The 19863-nt window shown below is 73.8% G+C and carries 20 protein-coding genes; 10 read left to right on the plus strand and 10 right to left on the minus strand.

Going from position 1 to position 19863, the window contains the following annotated elements; translation table 11 throughout:
* Positions 1 to 42: 42 nt before the first annotated feature.
* The 3 genes from LCN96_RS54430 (at position 43) to LCN96_RS54440 (ending at position 3557) form a co-directional block, all read left to right on the plus strand.
* The gene (locus LCN96_RS54430; RefSeq protein WP_225270224.1) at positions 43 to 1509 is read left to right on the plus strand and encodes a golvesin C-terminal-like domain-containing protein; all 1467 of its coding nucleotides are present in this window, start codon (positions 43 to 45) and stop codon (positions 1507 to 1509) included.
* Positions 1510 to 1764: 255 nt separating this feature from the next.
* Complete coding sequence (locus tag LCN96_RS54435; protein WP_225270225.1) at positions 1765 to 2265, plus strand: SigE family RNA polymerase sigma factor; 501 nt, start codon at positions 1765 to 1767, stop codon at positions 2263 to 2265.
* The gene (locus tag LCN96_RS54440) at positions 2262 to 3557 is read left to right on the plus strand and encodes a TolB family protein (protein ID WP_225270226.1); all 1296 of its coding nucleotides are present in this window, start codon (positions 2262 to 2264) and stop codon (positions 3555 to 3557) included. The genes LCN96_RS54435 and LCN96_RS54440 overlap by 4 nt, the downstream gene beginning before the upstream one ends.
* A 12-nt stretch (positions 3558 to 3569) precedes the next feature.
* Here LCN96_RS54440 and LCN96_RS54445 read toward each other — a convergent pair whose 3' ends face one another.
* Genes LCN96_RS54445 through LCN96_RS54460 form a run of 4 tightly spaced genes read right to left on the minus strand, consistent with a single transcriptional unit; the run spans position 3570 to position 6581 of the window.
* Complete coding sequence (locus tag LCN96_RS54445; RefSeq protein WP_225270227.1) at positions 3570 to 4331, minus strand: SDR family NAD(P)-dependent oxidoreductase; 762 nt, start codon at positions 4329 to 4331, stop codon at positions 3570 to 3572.
* 16 nt (positions 4332 to 4347) lie between these two features.
* Positions 4348 to 4926 carry a TetR/AcrR family transcriptional regulator gene (locus tag LCN96_RS54450; protein ID WP_225270228.1) on the minus strand — a complete coding sequence of 193 codons (579 nt, stop codon included), beginning with the start codon at positions 4924 to 4926 and terminating at the stop codon, positions 4348 to 4350.
* 40 nt (positions 4927 to 4966) lie between these two features.
* Entirely contained in the window at positions 4967 to 5707 is a 741-nt protein-coding gene (locus tag LCN96_RS54455) for an ABC transporter permease (protein WP_225270229.1), read from the minus strand.
* Positions 5700 to 6581 (minus strand): ABC transporter ATP-binding protein, encoded by an 882-nt coding sequence (locus LCN96_RS54460; protein ID WP_225270230.1) that lies wholly within the window; start codon positions 6579 to 6581, stop codon positions 5700 to 5702. Before LCN96_RS54460 ends, LCN96_RS54455 begins: the two co-directional genes overlap by 8 nt.
* A gap of 204 nt (positions 6582 to 6785) precedes the next feature.
* Between LCN96_RS54460 and LCN96_RS54465 the strand changes: the two genes are divergently transcribed.
* Entirely contained in the window at positions 6786 to 7919 is a 1134-nt protein-coding gene (locus LCN96_RS54465) for a sensor histidine kinase (protein WP_225270231.1), read from the plus strand.
* Positions 7907 to 8560, plus strand: coding sequence for a response regulator (locus tag LCN96_RS54470; protein WP_225270232.1), 654 nt, complete (start codon positions 7907 to 7909; stop codon positions 8558 to 8560). Before LCN96_RS54465 ends, LCN96_RS54470 begins: the two co-directional genes overlap by 13 nt.
* 16 nt (positions 8561 to 8576) lie before the next feature.
* Here LCN96_RS54470 and LCN96_RS54475 read toward each other — a convergent pair whose 3' ends face one another.
* The 5 genes from LCN96_RS54475 to LCN96_RS54495 all read right to left on the minus strand — a co-directional run bounded on the left by LCN96_RS54475 (position 8577) and on the right by LCN96_RS54495 (position 12483).
* A complete protein-coding gene (locus LCN96_RS54475; RefSeq protein ID WP_225270233.1) occupies positions 8577 to 9782 on the minus strand; it encodes a hypothetical protein in 1206 nt (401 codons plus the stop codon).
* Positions 9779 to 10288, minus strand: coding sequence for a SigE family RNA polymerase sigma factor (locus LCN96_RS54480; RefSeq protein WP_225270234.1), 510 nt, complete (start codon positions 10286 to 10288; stop codon positions 9779 to 9781). Before LCN96_RS54480 ends, LCN96_RS54475 begins: the two co-directional genes overlap by 4 nt.
* A 73-nt stretch (positions 10289 to 10361) precedes the next feature.
* Complete coding sequence (locus tag LCN96_RS54485) at positions 10362 to 10619, minus strand: hypothetical protein (protein WP_225270235.1); 258 nt, start codon at positions 10617 to 10619, stop codon at positions 10362 to 10364.
* Positions 10616 to 11671, minus strand: a complete 1056-nt coding sequence (locus LCN96_RS54490; protein ID WP_225270236.1) for a glycosyltransferase family 9 protein — start codon at positions 11669 to 11671, stop codon at positions 10616 to 10618. The genes LCN96_RS54485 and LCN96_RS54490 overlap by 4 nt, the downstream gene beginning before the upstream one ends.
* The gene (locus tag LCN96_RS54495; RefSeq protein ID WP_225270237.1) at positions 11668 to 12483 is read right to left on the minus strand and encodes a glycosyltransferase family 2 protein; all 816 of its coding nucleotides are present in this window, start codon (positions 12481 to 12483) and stop codon (positions 11668 to 11670) included. Before LCN96_RS54495 ends, LCN96_RS54490 begins: the two co-directional genes overlap by 4 nt.
* An 83-nt stretch (positions 12484 to 12566) precedes the next feature.
* Here LCN96_RS54495 and rfaE2 point away from each other — a divergent pair, with 83 nt between their 5' ends.
* Together rfaE2 and LCN96_RS54505 are read left to right on the plus strand one after the other, a co-directional pair.
* Complete coding sequence (gene rfaE2 / locus LCN96_RS54500) at positions 12567 to 13982, plus strand: D-glycero-beta-D-manno-heptose 1-phosphate adenylyltransferase (RefSeq protein ID WP_225270238.1); 1416 nt, start codon at positions 12567 to 12569, stop codon at positions 13980 to 13982.
* A gap of 39 nt (positions 13983 to 14021) precedes the next feature.
* Positions 14022 to 14576: a DUF1440 domain-containing protein gene (locus tag LCN96_RS54505; protein ID WP_225270239.1), complete on the plus strand. Its 555-nt coding sequence runs from the start codon at positions 14022 to 14024 to the stop codon at positions 14574 to 14576.
* 1 nt (position 14577) lies between these two features.
* Here the strand turns inward: LCN96_RS54505 and LCN96_RS54510 are convergent, their stop codons facing one another.
* Complete coding sequence (locus LCN96_RS54510; RefSeq protein ID WP_225270240.1) at positions 14578 to 16209, minus strand: IucA/IucC family C-terminal-domain containing protein; 1632 nt, start codon at positions 16207 to 16209, stop codon at positions 14578 to 14580.
* 80 nt (positions 16210 to 16289) lie between these two features.
* Here LCN96_RS54510 and LCN96_RS54515 point away from each other — a divergent pair, with 80 nt between their 5' ends.
* The 3 genes from LCN96_RS54515 to LCN96_RS54525 all read left to right on the plus strand — a co-directional run bounded on the left by LCN96_RS54515 (position 16290) and on the right by LCN96_RS54525 (position 19858).
* Complete coding sequence (locus LCN96_RS54515; RefSeq protein ID WP_225270241.1) at positions 16290 to 17870, plus strand: IucA/IucC family protein; 1581 nt, start codon at positions 16290 to 16292, stop codon at positions 17868 to 17870.
* A 112-nt stretch (positions 17871 to 17982) separates the two neighbouring features.
* Positions 17983 to 18774: an STAS domain-containing protein gene (locus LCN96_RS54520; protein ID WP_225270242.1), complete on the plus strand. Its 792-nt coding sequence runs from the start codon at positions 17983 to 17985 to the stop codon at positions 18772 to 18774.
* Between the two features lie 73 nt (positions 18775 to 18847).
* Positions 18848 to 19858 carry a chemotaxis protein CheB gene (locus LCN96_RS54525; protein WP_225270243.1) on the plus strand — a complete coding sequence of 337 codons (1011 nt, stop codon included), beginning with the start codon at positions 18848 to 18850 and terminating at the stop codon, positions 19856 to 19858.
* Positions 19859 to 19863: the final 5 nt, after the last annotated feature.

A 19863-nucleotide genomic window follows, 5' to 3' on the forward strand; every position in this document is an offset into this window, starting at 1 on the left:
CTCACCGCGGCAGCCCAGCCCGCCTGGTCGCAGTCCCAGGCGGTGACGGTCAAGGAATCGCCGCTCGCCGCCGCCTTCGCCAAGGCGTCCGCCGCCCACGACGTACCGCGTGACCTGCTCGTCGCGCTCGCCTACGCCGAGACCCACCTCGACGGCCACCAGGGCGAGCCCAGCGCCAGCAACGGCTACGGCGTGATGCACCTGGTCAGCAACCCGACCCACCACTCGCTGGAGAAGGCGGCCGAGCTCACCGGGCTCTCCGCCGACAAGCTGAAGACCGACGACGAGGCCAACGTGCTCGGCGGCGCCGCCGTGCTGCGTGCCCTCGCCGACAAGCTCGGCCTCGACGAGGCCGCCAGGAAGGACGCCGGCCGCTGGTACCCCGCCGTCGCCCAGTACGGCAACGCCTCCTCGCCCGAGCTGGCCCGCCTGTACGCCGACGCCGTCTACGAGCAGCTCGGCCTCGGCATCGACGCGCGCGGTGTCCAGGTCAGGCCGCAGGAGATCACGGCCGACCGCGGCGAGTACGCCGACGCCCGCGACCTGAACGCACGCGCCGGCAAGCAGGCGGGGGAGCCGGCCGACGGGCCGGTCGCCGTGGCCAGCGCCGACTACCCGCCGGCCGCGTGGGTCCCGGCCAGCACCAGCAACTACCGCGTCTCCAGCCGCGAGACCAGCTACAACATCGACCGGGTGGTCATCCACGTCACCCAGGGCTCCTACGCCGGGACCATCTCCTGGTTCCAGAACCCCAGCGCGCAGGTCTCGGCCCACTACGTGGTCAAGTCCTCCAACGGCGCCATCACCCAGATGGTCCGTGACAAGGACGTCGCCTGGCACGCCGGCAACTCCACCTACAACAACCGCTCCATCGGCATCGAGCACGAGGGCTGGGTCAGCGACCCCTCGTGGTTCACCGACGCCATGTACCGGGCCTCGGCCGCACTGACGCGCTACCTCTGCGACAAGTACGGCATCCCGAAGACCAGGACCGGCATCATCGGTCACAACGAGGTCCCTGGCGCGACCCACACCGACCCGGGCTCGCACTGGAACTGGACCACGTACATGAACTACGTGACCGGTGACGGCGGCACCCCGACGTGGACCACCACGGTGGACAACGCCACCGCCGGCCAGTTCACCGCCAGCGCCAACTGGGGCACCTCCACCTACTCCAGCCAGCGCCACGGCGCCGACTACCGCTTCGCCGACCCTGTCGCCGCCAGCGACCCGGCGTGGTACTCGGCCACGATCCCGAGTGCGGGCACGTACCGGATCGAGGTCTGGTATCCGGCGGACGCCGGGTACAACAGCTCGGCGCCGTACATCGTGGCGACGTCCAGCGGCAACCAGACCGTGTACGTCGACCAGCGCTCCGGCGGCGGGGCCTGGCGCAGCATCGGGACGTTCTCGCTGAACGCGGGCACCTACAACGTGGTCGGCGTGAGCCGGTGGACCTCAGGTACCGGCCTCGTGATCGCGGACGCGGTGCGCATCAGCAGGTAGCGCCCCCTTCCGAGTGACGGCCCGCGCCCGAGACCCCTCCCGGGCGCGGGCCGTCACGCCGCGTCTCCCTCCAGCCGCTGTAGCCGCTTTAGACCACCCGCGCCCCTCGGACCGGCTCAGGAGGGAACGCCGGAGCTACGGCAGGACCCGGTCCACCCGACCACAGGAACGGCCGCGCGGCCGAACCGATCGCCGGACGATGCAACATCCTGACCCCTTCGGCCGTCTGGGACGTGACTACCGAAGGGACCGCGCGTGGACGACGAACCCGGCTTCGACGACTTCGTGGCGCAGCACACGGACGCGCTGCTCCGCTACGGGTACGTCCTGACCGGAAACCCTCATGACGCCGCCGACCTGGTGCAGGAGGCGCTGGTACGGCTGTGCGGCGCCTGGCCGAGGGTGCGCCGCAAGGACAACCCGCACAGCTACACCCGGACCACGATGGCCCGGCTGCACATCAGCGTCTGGCGGCGGCGCAGGCGTGAGCACCTCACCGGGGAGCCGCCTGAACGGGCCCACCACGCGATCTTCCCCGCCGACCTGGACCAGGGGCTCTGGCAGGAGCTGGCCGCGCTGCCCCGCAGGCAGCGCGCCGTGCTGGTGCTGCGCTACTACGAGCAGCTCAGCGACGCCGAGATCGCCAAGGTGCTCGGCATCTCCACCGGAACCGTGCGCAGCCAGGCCTCGCGCGGCCTGGACAAGCTGCGTTCCGCCCTCTCCTCCGCACCGGCGTCCCACAGGAGCATGCGATGACCGACCTGGAAGAGCAGCTCAGCCGCGTCCTGTCCGGGGCGGCGCACCACGCGCCGCAGGCGTCGCCCGGCCTGGCCGCGACGGTCAAGACCCGCCATCGCCGCCGGCGGACGCGGGCCGCCGCCGCCTACGCGGTCGCGGCCGTCGTCCTGGTGGTGGGCGGGGCGGGCGTGGCGGTCAACGCCCTGGGCACCTCGGCGGCCCCGCAGCCCGCGGTCGGCCCGACCCGCGAGCCCGAGCCCCCGGCGGACCGGATCCCGCCGCCCGTCGAGCAGGTGTGGCCGCAAGCCGTGCACAAGATTCCGGCCAAGCTGCCCGACGGCCGCGCCTACTACCCGCAGCTGCTCCTCGACGAGCACACGCTGCTGGTCATGACGGGCGTCCAGGACGGCGACCGCCAGTTCCTGTGGAGCTACGACCTGCGCGACGGCCGGCCCACGCGGATCGCCGAGATCCCGCCGACCAAGGGGTCGGCCATCTTCGCCGACGGCGTCACCGCCGGTGGCGGCGACATCGTCTGGTGGGCGTCCTACAAGGAGGCGGGCGGCCCGCGGGTAGCCCGCATCTGGACGGTCCCGGCCACCGGCGGCCGGCCCCGGCCGGTGACCGACGTCCCCCTCGGGAACGTGATGAAGCAGGGCCACATCAACGGCCTGACAGTCGTCGGCTCCGACGTGGTCTTCGCCTACGAGAAGGGCGGCGTCCACCGGGTGCCGCTGAGCGGGGGGACACCGCGGCCGGTCAAGGGCGCCGAGCGGCACCACGTCCTGCAGTGGCCGTGGGTGGGCGTGCACCGCGGCCAGGCGGTCTTCCGCGACCTGCTCAACGTCGAGACCGGCGAGCGGCGCGACGCCGTGGTCAAGGCCGGCGAGCAGGTCAGGTGCGGCGTCGAGCGGTGCGCGGGCGTGGCGGTCGAGTACAGGACCGTCAAGGTCGAGCGCCGCCGCGACGCCTCGGGCAAGGAGATCAGGTGCGGCGACCGACGGTGCCCGGAGACGGCACGCACCCAGACCATCACCCGCAGGTTCGTCCGCGACCGCGACGGCTCGGCGGAGCGCGAGCTGCCGCGCGACTTCCAGATCGGAGACGACGCCGGCCTGGAGCGCTTCTTCAAGGTCACGCTGAACGGACCTGGGGGCGAGCCCGTCCTGACGCTCTGGGACGCCGACACCGGCCGATCCGCCGACCTCGGTCTCCGGCGGGACCCGATCCCCGACGGCGGCCTCGACCGGCTGATGGCCTACCCGATCAAGAACGAGATGTACGTGCTCGACCTGGCCGCGATCACGTAGGCGACGGCGCCGTCACGCCGTCGCGCCACCGTCGATCACGTGGTCGGCCCCCACCACGAAGCTCGACTCCGGCGACGACAACCACAGCGCCGCCGCCGCGATCTCCTCGGGGGCGGCCACGCGGCCGATGGGCAGCGCGTTCCTCATCCGCTCGTCCCGCTCCTCGCGCGTCTCCCCCGGCCGCGCCGACATCGGCGAGTCGATCGGCCCGGGGCTCAGGGCGTTGATGCGGACGCCGTCGGCGATGTGGTCGCGGGCCGCCGCCCGGGTCAGGTGGCTGACGGCGGCCTTCGAGGCGGCGTACGCGCTCGCCCCCGCCAGCCGCCAGTGCGCCCCCAGGTTGGAGGAGACGTTGACGATGACGCCGCCCCCATGGGCCCGCATGTGGGCGATCTCGTGCTTCATCGACAGGAAGACGCCCTTGAGGTTGACGGCCAGGACGTCGTCCCAGATGTCCTCGTCGTAGTCGGCCAGCGGCGCCAGCGTGCCGAAGACGCCGGCCGCGTTGAGCGCCACGTCGAGCCCGCCGAAGCGGGAGACGGCGGCCTCCACCATGGCGGCGACCTCGGTGGAGCGGGTGAGGTCCACGGTGCACGCGGCGGCCCGGCCACCGCTCTCCGCCACCAGCTTCACGACCTCGTCCAGCCGCGCGGCGTCGCGCCCGGCGGCCAGGACCGCCGCGCCCTCCCGCGCGTACGCCAGCGCCGCCGCCCGCCCCACGACGCCACTGGCCCCGGTGACCAGCGCCACCTTGCCTGCAAAACGTACCCTCATTCAAGACCAACCATTCTCATATTTGGACAGCCGTCATGGCTTGTTCGACCGCGTCGCGCAGCCTGCGCGGATCCGGGTCGGCCCGGCCGAGCACCCTGAGCCCCTGCAGCAGCACGAGCAGGAACCTGGCCAGCGCGTACGGGTCCTTGCCCGCCGGGATCTCCCCCTGGGCCCGCGCCCTGACCAGGGTGCCGGCCAGCGCCGTCTCCAGCTCGGCCCAGCTCGTCGCCACCTTGGCCAGCACGACCGCGTCGCGGGAGGCGAACTCCACGGCGGTGTTGACCACCATGCAGCCCCGCCGCAGCTCGTCGGCGAGGATCTCCGCGACGTAGGAGTCGAAGAGGGCGCGGACGGCGGGCAGCGCGGGCCCCGGCTGGGACAGCCGCCCGATCACCTCGCTCTGCGCCAGGTAGCGCTCCAGCGCCTTCAGGTAGAGCTCCCGCTTGCCGCCGAACGTCGCGTAGATGCTCGCCCGGGCCACGCCGAGGTGCTCCACCAGGTCGGCCATCGAGGTCGCCGCGTAACCGCGCTCCCAGAACAGCTCCAGCGCCTGCTGCAACGCGACCTCGGGGTCGAACTCCTTGCTCCTTGCCACGCCGCACAAGCTACCACTATCGAGAACGATCGGTCCAGATCTAGGAGAAGCGCCTGCCCTCGTCACGGCGGAAGGCCCATGCGGCGGCCACCGCCATGGCCCCGGTCCAGCAGGCCAGCATGACCAGCGACACCGCGTCGGGGCGCATCCCGGCGATCGCCCACCAGATCAGCTCGGCCGCACCCCTGGTCGGCACGTACCTCGACAGGGCCTGCACGAACTCCGGCATCACCGCCGGCGGCAGCAGCAGCCCGCCGAGGATGGCCATCGGGAAGAACAGCAGCTGCGACACCGCCATCGCGGCCTTCGACACCAGCACGAACCCGACGAACAACCCCATCAGCATGAACGGCACGACCGCCACGACCAGCGCCCCGAGCCCCAGCAGCAGCCGGGCCGGCGTGATCGTCGCCTCCGTGAACAGCGCCCCCATCACCAGGACGGGGATCACCGAGAGCAGCATGGCGGCCAGCGTCGCCAGAATCCGCCCGGCGAAGCGCGGGAACGGACCCGCGGGCAGCGTACGCAGGTACGGGTTCCACGGCAGCTCGCGCTCCTGCGAGACCGCCACGCCGAGCCCGGTCAGCGCGGCCGACATGGCGCCGAAGAGCATCAGCGAGCCCGTCGCCGTCGTCGCGGCCACCGGGTCCTGGCCCGCGAACGGCACCACGAACGCCAGCATCGCGACCGCCGGGAAGAACGCGCCGGCCAGGATGCCGATCGGCACCCTGATCTGCTCGATCAGCAGATAGCGGGTGTGCGCGAGGACCAGGCTAGACACGTGCGGGCTCCTTCGAGGTCAGGGCCAGGAAGGCCTCTTCCAGGGTGGCCGGCCTGATCTCCAGGCCGGAGAACGGCACCCCGCTGCGCACCAGCTCCACCACCAGCCGGTCGGGGTCGTTGACGACCAGGTCGATCCGGCCGTCCGTACGCTCGGCGCTCAGCACGCCCGGCAGCTCGGGCAGGGTCTCGGCGACGAGGGAGACGCGCCGGGTGCCCACCATGCCGCGCACCGCCCGCATGGTGTCGTCGGCCAGCACGCGGCCGCCGCCGAGCACGAGGACCCGCTCGGCCAGGGCCTCGATCTCCTCCAGGTAGTGGCTGGTCAGCAGCACGGTGCCGCCGTCCGCGTGGAAGGCTCTGACGCCGTCCCACAGCGCCCGCCTGGCCTCGACGTCCAGCCCGGTCGTGGGCTCGTCGAGGAAGACCAGCCTGGGCCGGCCCGCGAAGGCCAGCGCCACGCCGAGCCGCCGCCGCTGCCCGCCGGACAGCCCGCCCACCTGCCGCCCGGCCAGGCCGGACAGGCCGAACCTGCCCAGCAGCTCCGCCGCCGGGACCCGCTCGGGGAAGTGCGCGCCGACGAAGTCGACGATCTCGCCCACGCGCAGGGACTCGGGCAGCCCGGTCTCCTGCGGCGTCACGCCGATGCCGCGCCGCAGGGCCGCGTCCAGCGGCGAGCCGCCGAACAGCTCCGCCGTGCCCGACGTGGGCCTGCGCAGCCCGACGAGCAGGTTGATGAGGGTGGACTTGCCGGCGCCGTTCGGGCCGAGCAGGCCGACCAGCTCGCCCGCCCTGATGTCGAGCGAGACGTGGTCGAGCGCGAGCACGTCGCCGTAGCGGCGGGTGACGTCGATCGCCCTGGCGAGGACCGTCATGTCAGGCCCTCCGTGCTCTGGTGGACGCCGGCCTGGGCAGGGCGAGCGGCCGCGTTCTGAAGGAGGTGTGCATGCCGGTCAGCCTCGCCCGCCGGCCCGGCCCGCCGCATCGGGCGCGCGGTCGCGCCTCGTCCTCCGCCGGTGGGGTGCGGGTCCTTCTTCAGTAGGTGACGGGTCCGCCGTACCGGCGCATAGCCTGGCCCGATGAGTCGGATTCGCTCCCCGCACCACCCGTACGTGGTGGCCGGTGTGCTGCTCGGGATGGGCGCGCTGACCGCCGTGTCGCTGTGGGGCCAGGCCGGCTCGCGCACCTGGTGGCTGGACGTGGCGGTCGCGGTGGCCGGCCTGGCCGGCGCGCTCGCCCAGCTGTGGTGGCCGGTCCACGGGGCGCTGGCCGCGACCGTGCTGGCCACGCTCTCGCCGGTGGCCACGCCCGCGGCGACGATGGGCGCGCTGCAGGTCGCCCAGCGCAGCAGCTTCCCCGTCGCGGCGGCGGTGGCCGCCGCGGGCATGGCGGCCCACCTGGTGCAGGGGTGGTGGCGGCCCAACTCCGGCATCTCCCTGTCCTGGTGGCTGCTGCTGATCTGCGCCGCCTACGGCGCGCTGCTCGGCTGGGGCGCGCTGGCCCGCTCCCGCCGCGCCCTGCTCATCTCCCTGCGCGAACGCGCCCACCGCGCCGAGACCGAGCAGGGCAGGCGGGTCGCCGAGGCCCGCATGGCCGAGCGCCACCGGCTCGCCAGGGAGATGCACGACGTGCTGGCCCACCGCCTGTCCCTGGTGGCCACCCACGCGGGGGCGCTGGAGTACCGCCCCGACTCCTCCCCCGAGCAGCTCGCCAGGGCCGCCGGGGTGGTGCGCGCCGGCGTCCACCAGGCGCTGGAGGAGCTGCGCCAGGTGATCGGCCTGCTCCGCGAGCCGGACGACGAGCACGACGAGCTGGAGCCCTGGCCCGGCCTGGCCGGCCTGCCCGGCCTGATCGCCGACGCGCGGCAGGCGGGCCAGCCCGTGCTGCTCACGGACGAGGTCACCGACACCGCCGCCCTGCCCCCGGCCGTGTCCAGGACCGCCTACCGGGTCGTGCAGGAGGGGCTCACCAACGCCCGCAAGCACGCTCCCGAGCAGCCGGTCGAGGTGCTGCTGAGCGGTGCTCCCGGCACGTCCCTGCTGATCGAGGTCCGCAACCCGCTGCCACCGGCGGGCACCGCGGCCATCGCGCCCGGTGGCGGGCTCGGCCTGGTGGGGCTCACCGAGCGGGTACGCCTGGCCGGCGGGCACCTCGACCACCACGGCGACGGCCGGGAGTTCCGGCTGTGGGCTCGGTTACCATGGCCGGCGTGATCCGCGTGCTCCTGGTCGACGACGACGCCCTGGTCCGCGCCGGGCTGTCCATGATGCTCGACGGCGCCGCCGGCATCACCGTCGTCGCCGAGGCGGCCGACGGTCAGGAGGCCATCACGGCCACAGATGCCCACGCCCCCGACGTCGTCCTGATGGACCTGCGGATGCCCCGGGTGGACGGCATCACCGCCACCCGCCGGCTGCGCGCCCGGGCCAGGCCGCCGGAGGTGATCGTGCTGACCACGTTCGACACCGACGAGAACGTCCTGCACGCGCTGCGCGCGGGCGCCGCCGGGTTCCTGCTGAAGGACACCTCGCCGCCGCAGATCGTGGAGGCGGTCACCCGCGTCGCCGCGGGCGAGCCCATCCTCTCTCCCCGCATCACCCGGCGGCTGATGGAGCGCACGGTCGCCCAGGCGGGCGCCTACGAGCGCGCCCGCGCCGCGCTGGCCCGCCTCACCCCGCGCGAGCACGAGGTGGCCGTGGCCATCGCCCAGGGCAGGTCGAACGCCGACATCGCCGCCGACCTCGCCATGGGCGTGACGACCGTGAAGGCGCACGTCTCCAGCATCCTGACCAAGCTCTCCCTGGACAACCGCACCCAGATCGCGCTCCTCGCCCACGACGCGGGCCTCGCCTGAGCGAGCGGCCGGTCCGTCACCTCGGGGTGAGCACCCACCACCAGGCGCCCTCGCCCCGGCTGTCGTAGGTGGCACCGAGCTGCGTCTTCCTGGAGCCGTCCACGCTGACCAGCACCAGGGCGCCGTTGAACTCGTTCTCGCACCTGCCGGCGCAGCCCAGCGCGATGACGTTCTCGTCGTCGGCCCAGGCGTGCAGTTGCATCACCTGCTGCCGTCCGGCGACCTCGCCCGTCGCGACCTCCGTGATCGCCGTGGGCAGGCCGTCCCTGCCCAGCACCAGGCGGCCGTCGGGGGAGATGGCGGACAGGCTCGTCCCGCGCCGGTACCGCTCCCCGGCGGGGGCGTCCCTCGGCTCGCCGTCCAGGGTGTAGAAGAGCCGGTCGGGAGTGGTGGAGGTGGGTGCCCAGAGGAGCGTGCCGTCCGCGTTCCAGCCGAGGTCCTGACGCTGGCTCATGTTGAACGGCTTGCCCTCCTCGTCGCCGGGCAGGCTGTCGCCCAGCGGAGCCAGCTCGTGGTGCTCGGCCTCCCCCGTCCGCGTGTCGATGAGGTAGTAGCCGGTACGCGGGCTGGTGACGCCCATGACCGGCCCCATCTGATCGCCTTCGCCCTGCATGAGGTCCGGGTACCTGGAGTAGGTGGTGGCCAGGATCCTGGTGCCGTCCGGGGACCACTCGACGGAGCCCACGGAGTGCTCCAGGTCGAACCAGCCCAGCACCTGCCGGGTGTTCAGGTCGAGCACGCCCACCCGGTTGCCGAGCAGGTCGCCTTCGACGACCGCCGCGACCTGGAGCCCCGGGGCCACGTCCACCCACGCGTACGGCGTCCGCTCGTAGCCGTCGGTGCGCGGGTCGTACAGGGACCACTCGTACCGCAGGCGCTGCTTGCCGTCGCCGTTCGGCTCCACCCTGGTCTGGAAGTAGGCCGACACGGCCATCCGGCCCGCGGCGATGAGCTTGACGGGCGGGCTGTGCTCGGTGTCCGTGCGCACGTCCGTCGGCGCGGGCGACGGCCGGGGCGGCAGCGGGATGCCGTTGAGCACGACGGGCTCCGGCCCGCGCTGCCCGGTGACGAACACGGCGACCGCCGCGATCATGACTGCGACCAGCACCGCCACTCCGTACGGCTTCCAGGCGCGCCTCCGTAGCGCCCGGTCGGCCAGGCCCGGCGGCACCCTGGCCTCGCCGGCCCAGTCCTCCATCGTGTCGCGCAGCAGCCGGGTCACGTGGTCACCTCCAGGTCGTGGGCAAGCTCGGGGGCGATCTCGCGCAGCCGCGCCAGCGAGCGGTGCGCGGTGCTCCTGACCGTGCCTACGGAGCAGCCCAGCACCCGGGCGACCTCCTGCTCGGGCAGGTCCTCGTAGTAGCGCAGCACCAGCACCGCGCGCTGGCGGGCGGTCAGCCTGGCCAGCGCGGAGCGCAGCACCAGGCGCAGCTCGCTCTGGTGGTGCGCGTCGCGCGCCTCCCGCTCGGGCGGGCCGGCCTGTAAGACCTCGCCCCGCCGCGTGCTCGCCCGCCACCAGCTGATCTGCTGCCGGTACATGATCTGCTTGGCGTACGCCTCCGGCGCGGCGACCCGCCGCCATCTGGCCGCCAGCCTCGCCAGCGCGGTCTGCACCAGGTCCTCCGCCGCGTGCTGGTCACCACCGGTGAGCAGGTACCCGAGCCGCATGAGGCCGGGAGAACGCGCGTCGACGAACTCGCGGAACCGTTGCTCGTCCGCGGCGTCCACGGTCACCTCCAGGGGATCGACATCACCCTCTCAGACGCCCGCCGTCCCCCCTGGCTATGCGTGGCGGGCCGCCCTACTTCCCGGGCGGCTCCAGCAGCCCCAGCGTGTCCTGCTCGCCCCTGCGCGTGATCACCCCGTTGATCGCCTCGGTCAGCTCCCGCTTGTCGTAGGGGCCCTCGGGCAGCTCGTTGAGGTGCGTCAGCAGGTCGGCGGACAGGCCCACGTGGCGGGAGGCCTGGGCGTAGACGTCCCGCATCGACACCCGCTCGCGCTCCTGGAACGCCTCGTCTATGGCCTGTCGCAGCTCGTCGAGCGCGGCGTGGTCGGTCATCGCTCCTCCTTCGCCAGCAGGTCCTCCACCTGCTCGGTCACCATGTCCACCGGCACGTCGCACACCCACGAGTCGTCGTGCGGGCAGCGCTCGGCGGCCGGGTCCACGCCGTCGGCGCCGCAGCGCGGGCAGGACGTGGTCCACGAGATCAGCGGCCGGTGCGCGGTCCTGCTGAGCGGGCCGGCCTGGATGAGGTTGCCGCACCAGTAGACGGCCACGGTCGGGGTGCCGACGGCCGCCGCCAGGTGGCGGGGGCCCGTGTCGTTGGCGATCACCAGGGCGCAGCGCTCGTACAGGGCGGCCAGGGCGCCGAGACCGAGCGCGCCCACGACGGGGATCGCCGGCCGCCGCATGGCCTCGACCACGCCCAGCACCAGGTCCCGCTCCGCCCGCGTGCCGGTGACGGCGACGGGGCGGCCGGTGAGGTCGGCCACCTCGGCGAAGCGTTCCACGGGCCAGCGCCGCCTCGGGTCGGTCGCGCCAGGGTGCACGGCCACCAGCCCCGGCGGCGGCTGCCCGAACACGCGTGCCAGCTCGGCGCGGTCGGCCCCGGTGACCGTCACCCGCGGCTCCAGCCCGCCGTCCACCGCACCGACCAGCGCCGCGACCTGCAGGAACCGCAGGGTCTCGTGGTGGTAGTCGGTGTACGGCACCCAGCGGTCCAGCGGCTCGGCCCCCGGCGCGCGCAGCCCCGCCGTCACCCGGGCGCCGAGCCCGCTGACGAACGGGTTGGAGAACCGCCCGCCGCCGTGGATCTGCACCGCCAGGTCGAACTCCCGCTGCCGCAGCCGCGCGCACAGCTCCTCGGGCACCGGGTGCCCGGGCTCCCTGGTGGACACGCCGGAGATCGGCGGCAGCGCCACCACGTCGTCCACGGGTCCCGGCCGCCCGGTGAGGAAGCCGGCGTGCCAGGCGGTGCCCAGCAGGGTCAGGCGCGCGCCGGGATAGGCCCGCTTGAGCGCCTCCAGCGCCGGCACCGCCATGAGGTAGTCGCCGATGGCGTTGGCGCGCAGCACCGCGATCCGGTGGACGTCCCCGACCAGCCCCGTCATGACGGCTCCAGCACGTAGTCGTAACATTCCGCGCGGCGGTCCACGACGGTGGTCGGCAGCTCCAGGTGGTAGGCGCGGCTGGGCAGCAGCCCCGCGCCGCCGTACCGCTCCATGACGCGCAGCTGCGCCACGACGTCCTCGCCGGCGTGCGCGGGCGGCACCGAGCGCCAGAACGCGAACCCGCCGCACTCAGCCAGCCGCTCCCGGTCGTAGAGCACGCAACCGCCGATCCAGGCCACCTTGTACGCCCGCCACGACAGCTTTGCTCCGACCCGCTCTGCCAGGTGCAGCGGGTTGGCCGCGTTGTGCAGCGTGTGCCGTTCCCAGGCCGCGCTGCCCCTGCGCACCCGCTCGGGCAGGACCTCCCTGGCCCACTCCTCGTACGGCGCCAGCTCCTCGGGCCGCCGGTCGTCCCGGTAGGACAGCCCGTGCAGCCCGTACCCGACGAACCCGCACTCCAGCTCCGCCATCGCCGCGAGCAGCACCTCCACGGCGTCCGGCTCCAGCCACACGTCGTCGTCCAGGTACAGGCACAGCCGCCGCCCGGCCTGCTCCAGCAGGAACTGGCGCTGCTCGGCCAGCCCGCGCGCGGGCACGTGCCGCAGCAGCTCCACCCGGTTGCCGAGGTGCTCCAGGATCCGGATCGCGCTAGCCACCAGCGGGCTCCCGGTCACCGGCACCTCCGACTGGTCGGAGATCACCACCCGGAACCCCCGGGCGCCCTGGGCCGCCAGCCCGGCCAGCGTGACCGCGAGCGCGGCCGGCCGGTCCCTGGTCGGGACGAGCACATCGAGGTCAGAAGGGCCGTGCATAGCGGCCCGGCTACCCCCCGCCGGACGGGCGTAACTTCCGCTATATCTGGTTTGAGCTGGTCTTTTGCAGGTACACGCTCCTCATGGGCACAGATGAGATCATCAGGGCCGTGGTCGTCGGCGACGTCATGCTCGACTCGTGGCTGCACGGCTCGGCCAAGCGCCTCGCGCAGGAGGCGCCGGTGCCCGTGATGAGACTGGAGGCGACCGAGGACGCCCCGGGCGGCGCCGCCAACACCGCCGCGAACCTCGTGGCGCTCGGCGCCCGCGTCCGGCTCATCGGCGTGGTGGGCGACGACACCTGCGGGGAGAAGCTGGAGCGCGCGCTGCGGCTGCTCGGCGTCGCCGCCGACCTGCTGGCCGTGCCGGGCCGGCGCACCGCGCACAAGCGGCGGCTGGTCACCAGCGGTCAGCTCACCGCCCGCTACGACGACGAGGATCTCTCGCTCATCCCGGAGGAGGCCGAGCGCGAGCTGCTGGGCCGGGTGGTCGAGGCGGTGGCGGAGGCCGACGTGGTCGTGGCGTGCGACTACGGCGGCGGGGTGTTCACCCCGGCCGTGCGGCGGGCGCTGGCGGGGCTGCCGCTGCTGGTGGTGGACGCGCACGGGGTGGCGCCGTGGCGCGAGTGCGCGCCGGCCGCGGTGCTGCCGAACTACTCCGAGGTCGTGCACCTGCTCGGCAACGACGGCGGCGCGGTGGACCGGCCCGCGTACCTGATGGGCTGCTCGGACCGGCTGCTGGAGCTGACCGGCGCCGGGATCGTGGTCACCACGCTCGACGGGGAGGGCACGCTGCTGCACAGGAAGGGGTACCCGCCGTACCGCACCTACGCCCAGCCCGCGCCCCAGCACATGGCCACGGGCGCGGGTGACACCTACACGGCCGCGTTCGCGCTCTGGCTGGCCAGCGGCGCCTCGCCGGAGGAGGCGTCGGAGGCGGGTCAGGCGGCGGCCGGCGTGGTCGTGCGCCGCCAGGGCACCGCCGTGTGCACCCGCTACGACCTGCTGCGCGCGCTGCGCCGCCAGGAGGGCACGGTGCAGACGGCCGAGCGGCTGGCCCAGCTCCTGGACGAGCACCGGCGCAGGGGCGAGCGGGTGGTGTTCACCAACGGCTGCTTCGACGTGCTGCACCGGGGGCACGTGACCTACCTGGAGCAGGCGGGGCAGCTCGGCGACGTGCTGGTGGTGGCGGTCAACAGCGACGCCAGCGTGGCCCGGCTGAAGGGGCCTGGCAGGCCGGTCAACCCGTGCGAGGACAGGATGTCCGTGCTGGCCGCGCTCAACGACGTGGACTACGTGACCGCCTTCGACGAGGACACGCCGGAGCGGCTCATCAGGATGATGCGGCCCGAGCTGTACGTCAAAGGCGGCGACTACACGGCGGAGATGTTGCCCGAGGCCCCGCTGGTGCGCGCGCTCGGCGGCGAGGTACGGGTGCTCGGCTACCTGCCCGACCGCTCGACGACCGCCATCATCGGCCGCATGCGCTCGCTGCCGTAGCGGGGTTTAGCGCTCACACCGTTCGGTAGGCGGCATGCCATGACACAGACGACCATACGGACCCCTACCCGCCCGCGCGAGGACGCGCCCGCCGAGCGGGAGCCCAAGCCGATCGTGCGCGCCGCCGCCAGGGGCGCGATCGCCTCCATGGCGATGTCGGGCCTGCGGCGGCTCACCACCTCGCTCGGCATGGTGGCCAGCACCCCGCCCGAGTCCGTGCTGGAGCGGACCGCGCCCCGGGCCTTCCACAACGTCCCCGCCGAGCGGCGGCCGGCCGTCGTGGAGCTGGTGCACTGGACGTACGGGGCGACCGGCGGTGCGATCTTCGGCATGCTGCCCAGGGCGGTGCGCCGCCGGCGGTGGGCAGGCCCGGTATACGGGGTGCTGGCCTGGGCCGCCTTCGAGGTCGCGATCGCGCCCGCGCTGGGCCTGCGGCGCCGCCACGGCCGGGGCGAGCGGCTGGCGCTGCTGGCCGACCACGTGCTGTACGGCGTCGTGGTGGCCGCCTCGCCCTGGCCGCACAAGGACCAGCCGGAGCAGGAGAGCCACCAGGAGGACCTCCCCGCACCGCCCTGGGCCCGGGAACGTCCCTGACTCAGGGGCCGAAGGGCAGCAGCGGGTTCGGGATCGGCACCCAGCGCATGGCGGCGCCGTCGGCGTCCAGCCAGCGCAGCAGCAGGTTCGCCTTGGCAGGGATGTGCGTGGCGGCCAGCAGGTCGGCCAGCTCGGGCGGATCGCCGTACTCCTTGGCGGCGGCGCCGAACGCGGCCCTGGCCCGCGTCCACAGCTCGTCACGCAGCCGGGGGTGCCGGGCCGTCACCGCGCCGGCGATCTCGCAGAGGTTGTTGGTGAGCAGGCAGTACACCAGCCGCTCCCACGCCCGCACGCCGCCCAGCACGGGCGCGCTGAGGTCCGGGTAACGCTCGGCGACGAGCTTGACGCCCTCGTGGTCGCGGAACAGCGCCTGCCCCGGCATGCCGTGCTCGTCCACCGCGATCAGCACGTTCTGCAGGTGACATTCGAGCACGATCCCGTGCCGCAGGTACGCGTGCAGCACCGGCGGCACCACGTGCTCCAGGTACCGCTGCCACCACAGGAGCGCCCCGTCCTCGTCCAGGGCGTCGAGCGGGTTGCCGGGGAAGCCCTCGCTGATCCCCGCCGCCAGCAGCGCGGTCAGCCCGGGCAGGAGGTGCTCGCCCAGCCCGTCGCGGACGATCACGGCCAGCGCCTCGCCGCCGTCCCCGCCCAGCCGGGCGCTGCGCCAGCCGCGGTCGCGCAGCACGGCCGGGCGCGGCAGGTGGCAGGGCAGGTCGTCGAACGCCACGTCCACCAGGGCCGCCACCATCGACAGGCGGCGCAGGTCGTGCAGCCACAGGCGGCGGATGTCGTTGGTGATCCGCACGTCGAGGCTGAACTTGCAGAACAGGTCCGCCTCGGGCAGGTACACCGTGCGGACGGACGCGGTGGCCACGGCGGTGGCGGCCGTGACGCCCAGCTGTGGCAGGCCGGTGCCGGGCAGGAGTTCGAGCTGCCAGGGATGGGCCGGCAGCAGGGTCAGCCCACCACCCGGCGGCCCTTCCAGCGGGTCCGGCGCGCTCGCGCCCCCGCTCTTGAGCGGGCCGAGCCGGTCCAGCGCGCCGGTGTCCCCGTTTTTGAGCAGGCCGAGCCCGTCCAGCGCGCCGGTGTCGCCGTCCTGTACCAAGTCGTCGGCGGGCACGCCGAGCAGCGGCAGGGCGAAGCTGGCCCGCGCCTCGGGCGAGTAGCGCAGCCAGGCCGCCGGGCCGCCGCCCCCGCGCGCCTTGGGCGCGGGGTGGTAGCGGTGCCCCGCGAGCAGGGCCTGCTCGGAGCGCAGGTAGGCGTCGGCGGGCGGCACGGTGGCCCGCCTGGCGGCCAGCAGCGCGGCCGTGACGTCCCGGCTGTCGAGGATCTCGGCGGGCAGCGTGTCGTTGGCGACCCCGGTGGCCGCGCGCAGCTCGGCGGCCGTCAGGTCGACCAGCTCCGGCAGCGTGAGCGGGCGCCAGCCGTCGGCGGTGCGCAGCGCCGGGGAGGCGGGGAACCGGGTGCCGCCGACACGCAGCAGGCGACCGGTCTCGGGCAGCAGGAGGGCTCCGGGTTCGGCGGGCCTGGCCACCTCGCGGATGAGGCAGTTGAGCAACGCCGTCACGGCGAGGGACTCGGCTTCGAGCCCCGGCCCCAGGGCAGGCAGGAGGCCGTCAGTAAAAGCCATGGCGACCCTACTCCTACCCTTTGTCCCCATTGATGCCCACAGAGTAGCTATGAGGATGGTTTCTGGGAAAGATGGGGGTTATGAGGCGTTTAGAGGGCGAGTTCGCCGCCGAACTGGCCCTCGTCCGGCCTGACCTGTCCGCCCGTTACGCCGCGGCGCTTCCCGGCGCGCGGGCCGCCGTCCTCGGGCGGTTGTGGCGGGGGCTGCTGTACGAACCGCTCCCCGGGCTGACGGCCGCCGGGCCCGCCCGCGTGCTGCTGGCCGACGGGCGCGTGCTGACGGGGCCGGAGCGGCGGCCGTACGACCTCGGCGAGGTGCCGGCGCTCCGGCTGGACGGTCGGCCGCACCACCATCCGGCCGAACTGCTGGCCGCCCTCGGCCTGCCCTGCACGGGCCGCCTGATCGAGGATCTCGACCACAGCGTGGCCTCCATGGCGCTGTCGCGCGCCGGGGCCACGCCGCCGCCCGCCGCCACGCTGGAAGATCACGAGCAGAGCGTGGTGGACGGCCACCCCTACCACCCCGGGTGCCGCAACCGGCCGGGCGTGTCGGTGGCGGAGCAGCTCGCGTACATGCCCGAGCACCGCCCCATCGTCGCCCTCGACCTGCTGGCCCTGCCGCTGCGCGAGTGTCTCGTCTCCGGGCCGTGGCCGGCCTCGCTGGTGGACGGCGACCGGTTGCTGCTGCCCGTGCACCCGTGGCAGGCCCGGCACGTGCTGCCCGCGCTCGGCCTGCGCCCGCACGCCGTCGGGGCGATCAGGGCCCGGCCGCTGATGTCGGTGCGCACGCTCGCCCCGCTCGACGGCGGCCCGCATCTGAAGACGGCGTTCACCACCCGGATGACCTCCGGCGTCAGGGACATCTCGCCCGGCTCGGTACGCGACTGCGTCCCCCTGTCGAGCCTGCTCACCACGCTGTCCGCCCGGTGCGGCGGCGACCTGCGCATCGCCCGCTACCTGGCGGGGGCCGCCGGCCCGGTGGACGGCGAGCACAGCGCCGACCTGTCCTGCATGCTGCGCGAGCCCACCCGCGAGCCCACCCGCGAGCCCACCCGCGAGCCCACCCGCGAGCGCGGCCCCGTGCTGCCCGTCGCCGCGATCACCCGGTCGATGGCGCCCGATCCGGCCGCCTGGCTGGCCGCCTTCGCCCGTCTGGCCCTGCGTTGCGCGCTGGGGCTGCTGTCGCTCGGCGTGGCCCTGGAGGCACATGGGCAGAACCTGCTGGTCGCGCTGGACTGGGACGGCCTGCCGTACCGGCTGATCTACCGCGACCTGGCCGACGTGCGGATCAGCCCCGCGAGGCTGGCCCGCCACGGGATCGAGCCGCCGCCGGTCAGCGCCAGGCTGCTCAGCGACGATCCGGCGGTCCTGCACGCCAAGCTCTTCGGCTCGCTGGCCGGCACCACGTTCGGCAGCCTGGTCGCCCTCTTCGGGCAGGGCGACAGGGCCGCCGAGGGGCGGCTGTGGGCGGTCGTGGCCGCCGCGGCCCGCGAGGCGTTCGAGGCGCTGCCGGACACCCGGGACGTGCGCGCGGATCGGGAAGCCCTCTTCCGCGAGCGCATCGCGGTCAAGGCGCACCTGGTCGCGCGGCTGGAGGGCGCCCCGGCGGGGGACAGCTGGACTGCCCTGCCCAATTTCCTCAGCGATCCGGAGGGCACTTGATGACGAATCGCCTGGCCCTTTGCGCGATGGGGCGAGATTATGGGTACGAGCCGGAATCTGCCGCGCGCGACCATCCCCGAAGGCGCGCCGCCCAGAAGAGAGGGGGCTCGCCATGATGCAGCTGTCAGTACGTCTTGTCCCCGTTGATGACACCACCCTGGTGATCGCGCTGACGGGAGAGCTCGATTCGACGACGAAACCGGTGCTGGCCGCCTTCCTCGATCCCCTGCCGCAGACGCCCGTCAAGCACGTCGTCGTGGCGGCGGGCGACCTCTGGTTCTGCGACCTGAACGGGCTGGAGCTGCTCGCGAGCACGCACCGCGCGCTGCAGGACAAGGGCGGTCATCTGGCGCTGGCGGAGGTGCAGCCACCGCTGCGCCGCCTGATCGCGCTGATGACCGAGCAGTCACTGACAGCGCTGCCGGTGTTCGCCAGCATGCCCGAGGCCCTGGCCGCGGCCGGGGTGGAGGAGTACCGGACCCCCGAGCCGCGCGTGCAGCGCCGTCACCTGCCGCGCCTGCGTACCGTCCCCCGCGCCAAGCCCGCCACGCGCACCCAATCAGCCACGCGCACCCAGCCCGCCACGCGCACCCAGCCCCCGGCGCGCGCGCACTCCAGGACGCGCGAGGAGCCGGCCCGCCCGGCGGCCTCGCCCCCCGTCGAGCTCGACGCGAGCCGGTTGCCGACGATCATCTTCGAGGCGCGCTCGCTGCGTGACGAGGCCCTCCACCAGCAGCAGGCCCTGCACAACCGGCTCACCGCCACGGAGCAGGCCCGCCAGCAGCTGCTCATGGCCCGCCGGCGCTGCGACGACAGCCTGGTGGCCATGCGCAGCAGCCTCTCGGAGGCTCGCTCGATCCTGATCATGGCCGAGACGGGCTCGGCGTCTCCCCCCTTTTCGTGATCCGTGCCCCCGCGGGGGCACGGATAAGGGCACCGCGTGCATGAGGTTCCTCTCCCCGGATAGGGGGGAGGACATGGAGGCTGCAGGGCGAGACGTGGTCGTGGTCGCAGCGTCGGCGGGCGGCGTGGAACCTCTGCGCCTCCTGCTGAGCGAGCTGCCACCGGACCTGCCTGCCGCGGTGCTGGTCGTGCTGCACGTGTCGCCGCAGGGCAGCAGCGTGCTGGCCAGCATCCTGGACCGGGCGGGGCCGCTCAAGGCGGCCCCCGCCGAGGACAGGGAGGCGATGCGACCGGGCCGGGTGTACGTCGCGCGTCCCGACTTCCACCTGCTCCTCGACAAGGGCCTGGTCCGCCTGTCGCGCGGCCCGCGGCACAACGGGCACCGCCCGGCGGCCGATCCGCTGTTCATGAGCGCGGCCCTGGACGCCGGGGCACGGGTGTCGGCCGTGGTGCTGAGCGGCACGCTCGACGACGGGGCGAGGGGTTGCGAGGCGATCGACAGGCACGGGGGCGCGGTCGCGGTACAGGATCCGACGGAATGCGCCTTTCCCGGCATGCCGGAGGCGGCGATGTCGGCGGTGCCGACCGCGCGGGCACTGCCCGTACGCCAGCTCGCGCGGTGGATCCTGGAGCAGAGCCGTACCCCTTTGAGTACGGAGGATCAGGTGGACGACAACGAGATGGAGCGTGAGATCGAGCAGTTCCTGCGCGAAGCGCCGGCCCTGGGGGAGCCGGAGGGGGAGCTGATCGCCTTCAGTTGCCCGGAGTGCAACGGGCCCATCTACGAGCAGAGGAGCACCACGACCGCCCGGTACGTGTGCCGGGTGGGCCACGCGTGGTCGCGGGACAGCATGATGAACGCACAGTCGGACGCCGTCGAACGGGCCCTGTGGGTGGCCATCCAGCGGCTGGAGGAGCGGCTGCGGGTGCTGGAACGCATGCGCCGGAGCGCTGCGGAGCGAGGTCAGGAGCTGTCGCTGCGCTACTTCGGCGAGGAGGAGGAGCGCACCAGCGAGGCCCTGAACACCATTCGCATGCTGCAATCCCGTATCGGCGGCAACAGTGACACGCTGCTGGCGGATTGAGCAGC

Origin of the sequence: Nonomuraea gerenzanensis (genome assembly GCF_020215645.1) — a bacterium.
Lineage (GTDB): Bacteria > Actinomycetota > Actinomycetes > Streptosporangiales > Streptosporangiaceae > Nonomuraea > Nonomuraea gerenzanensis.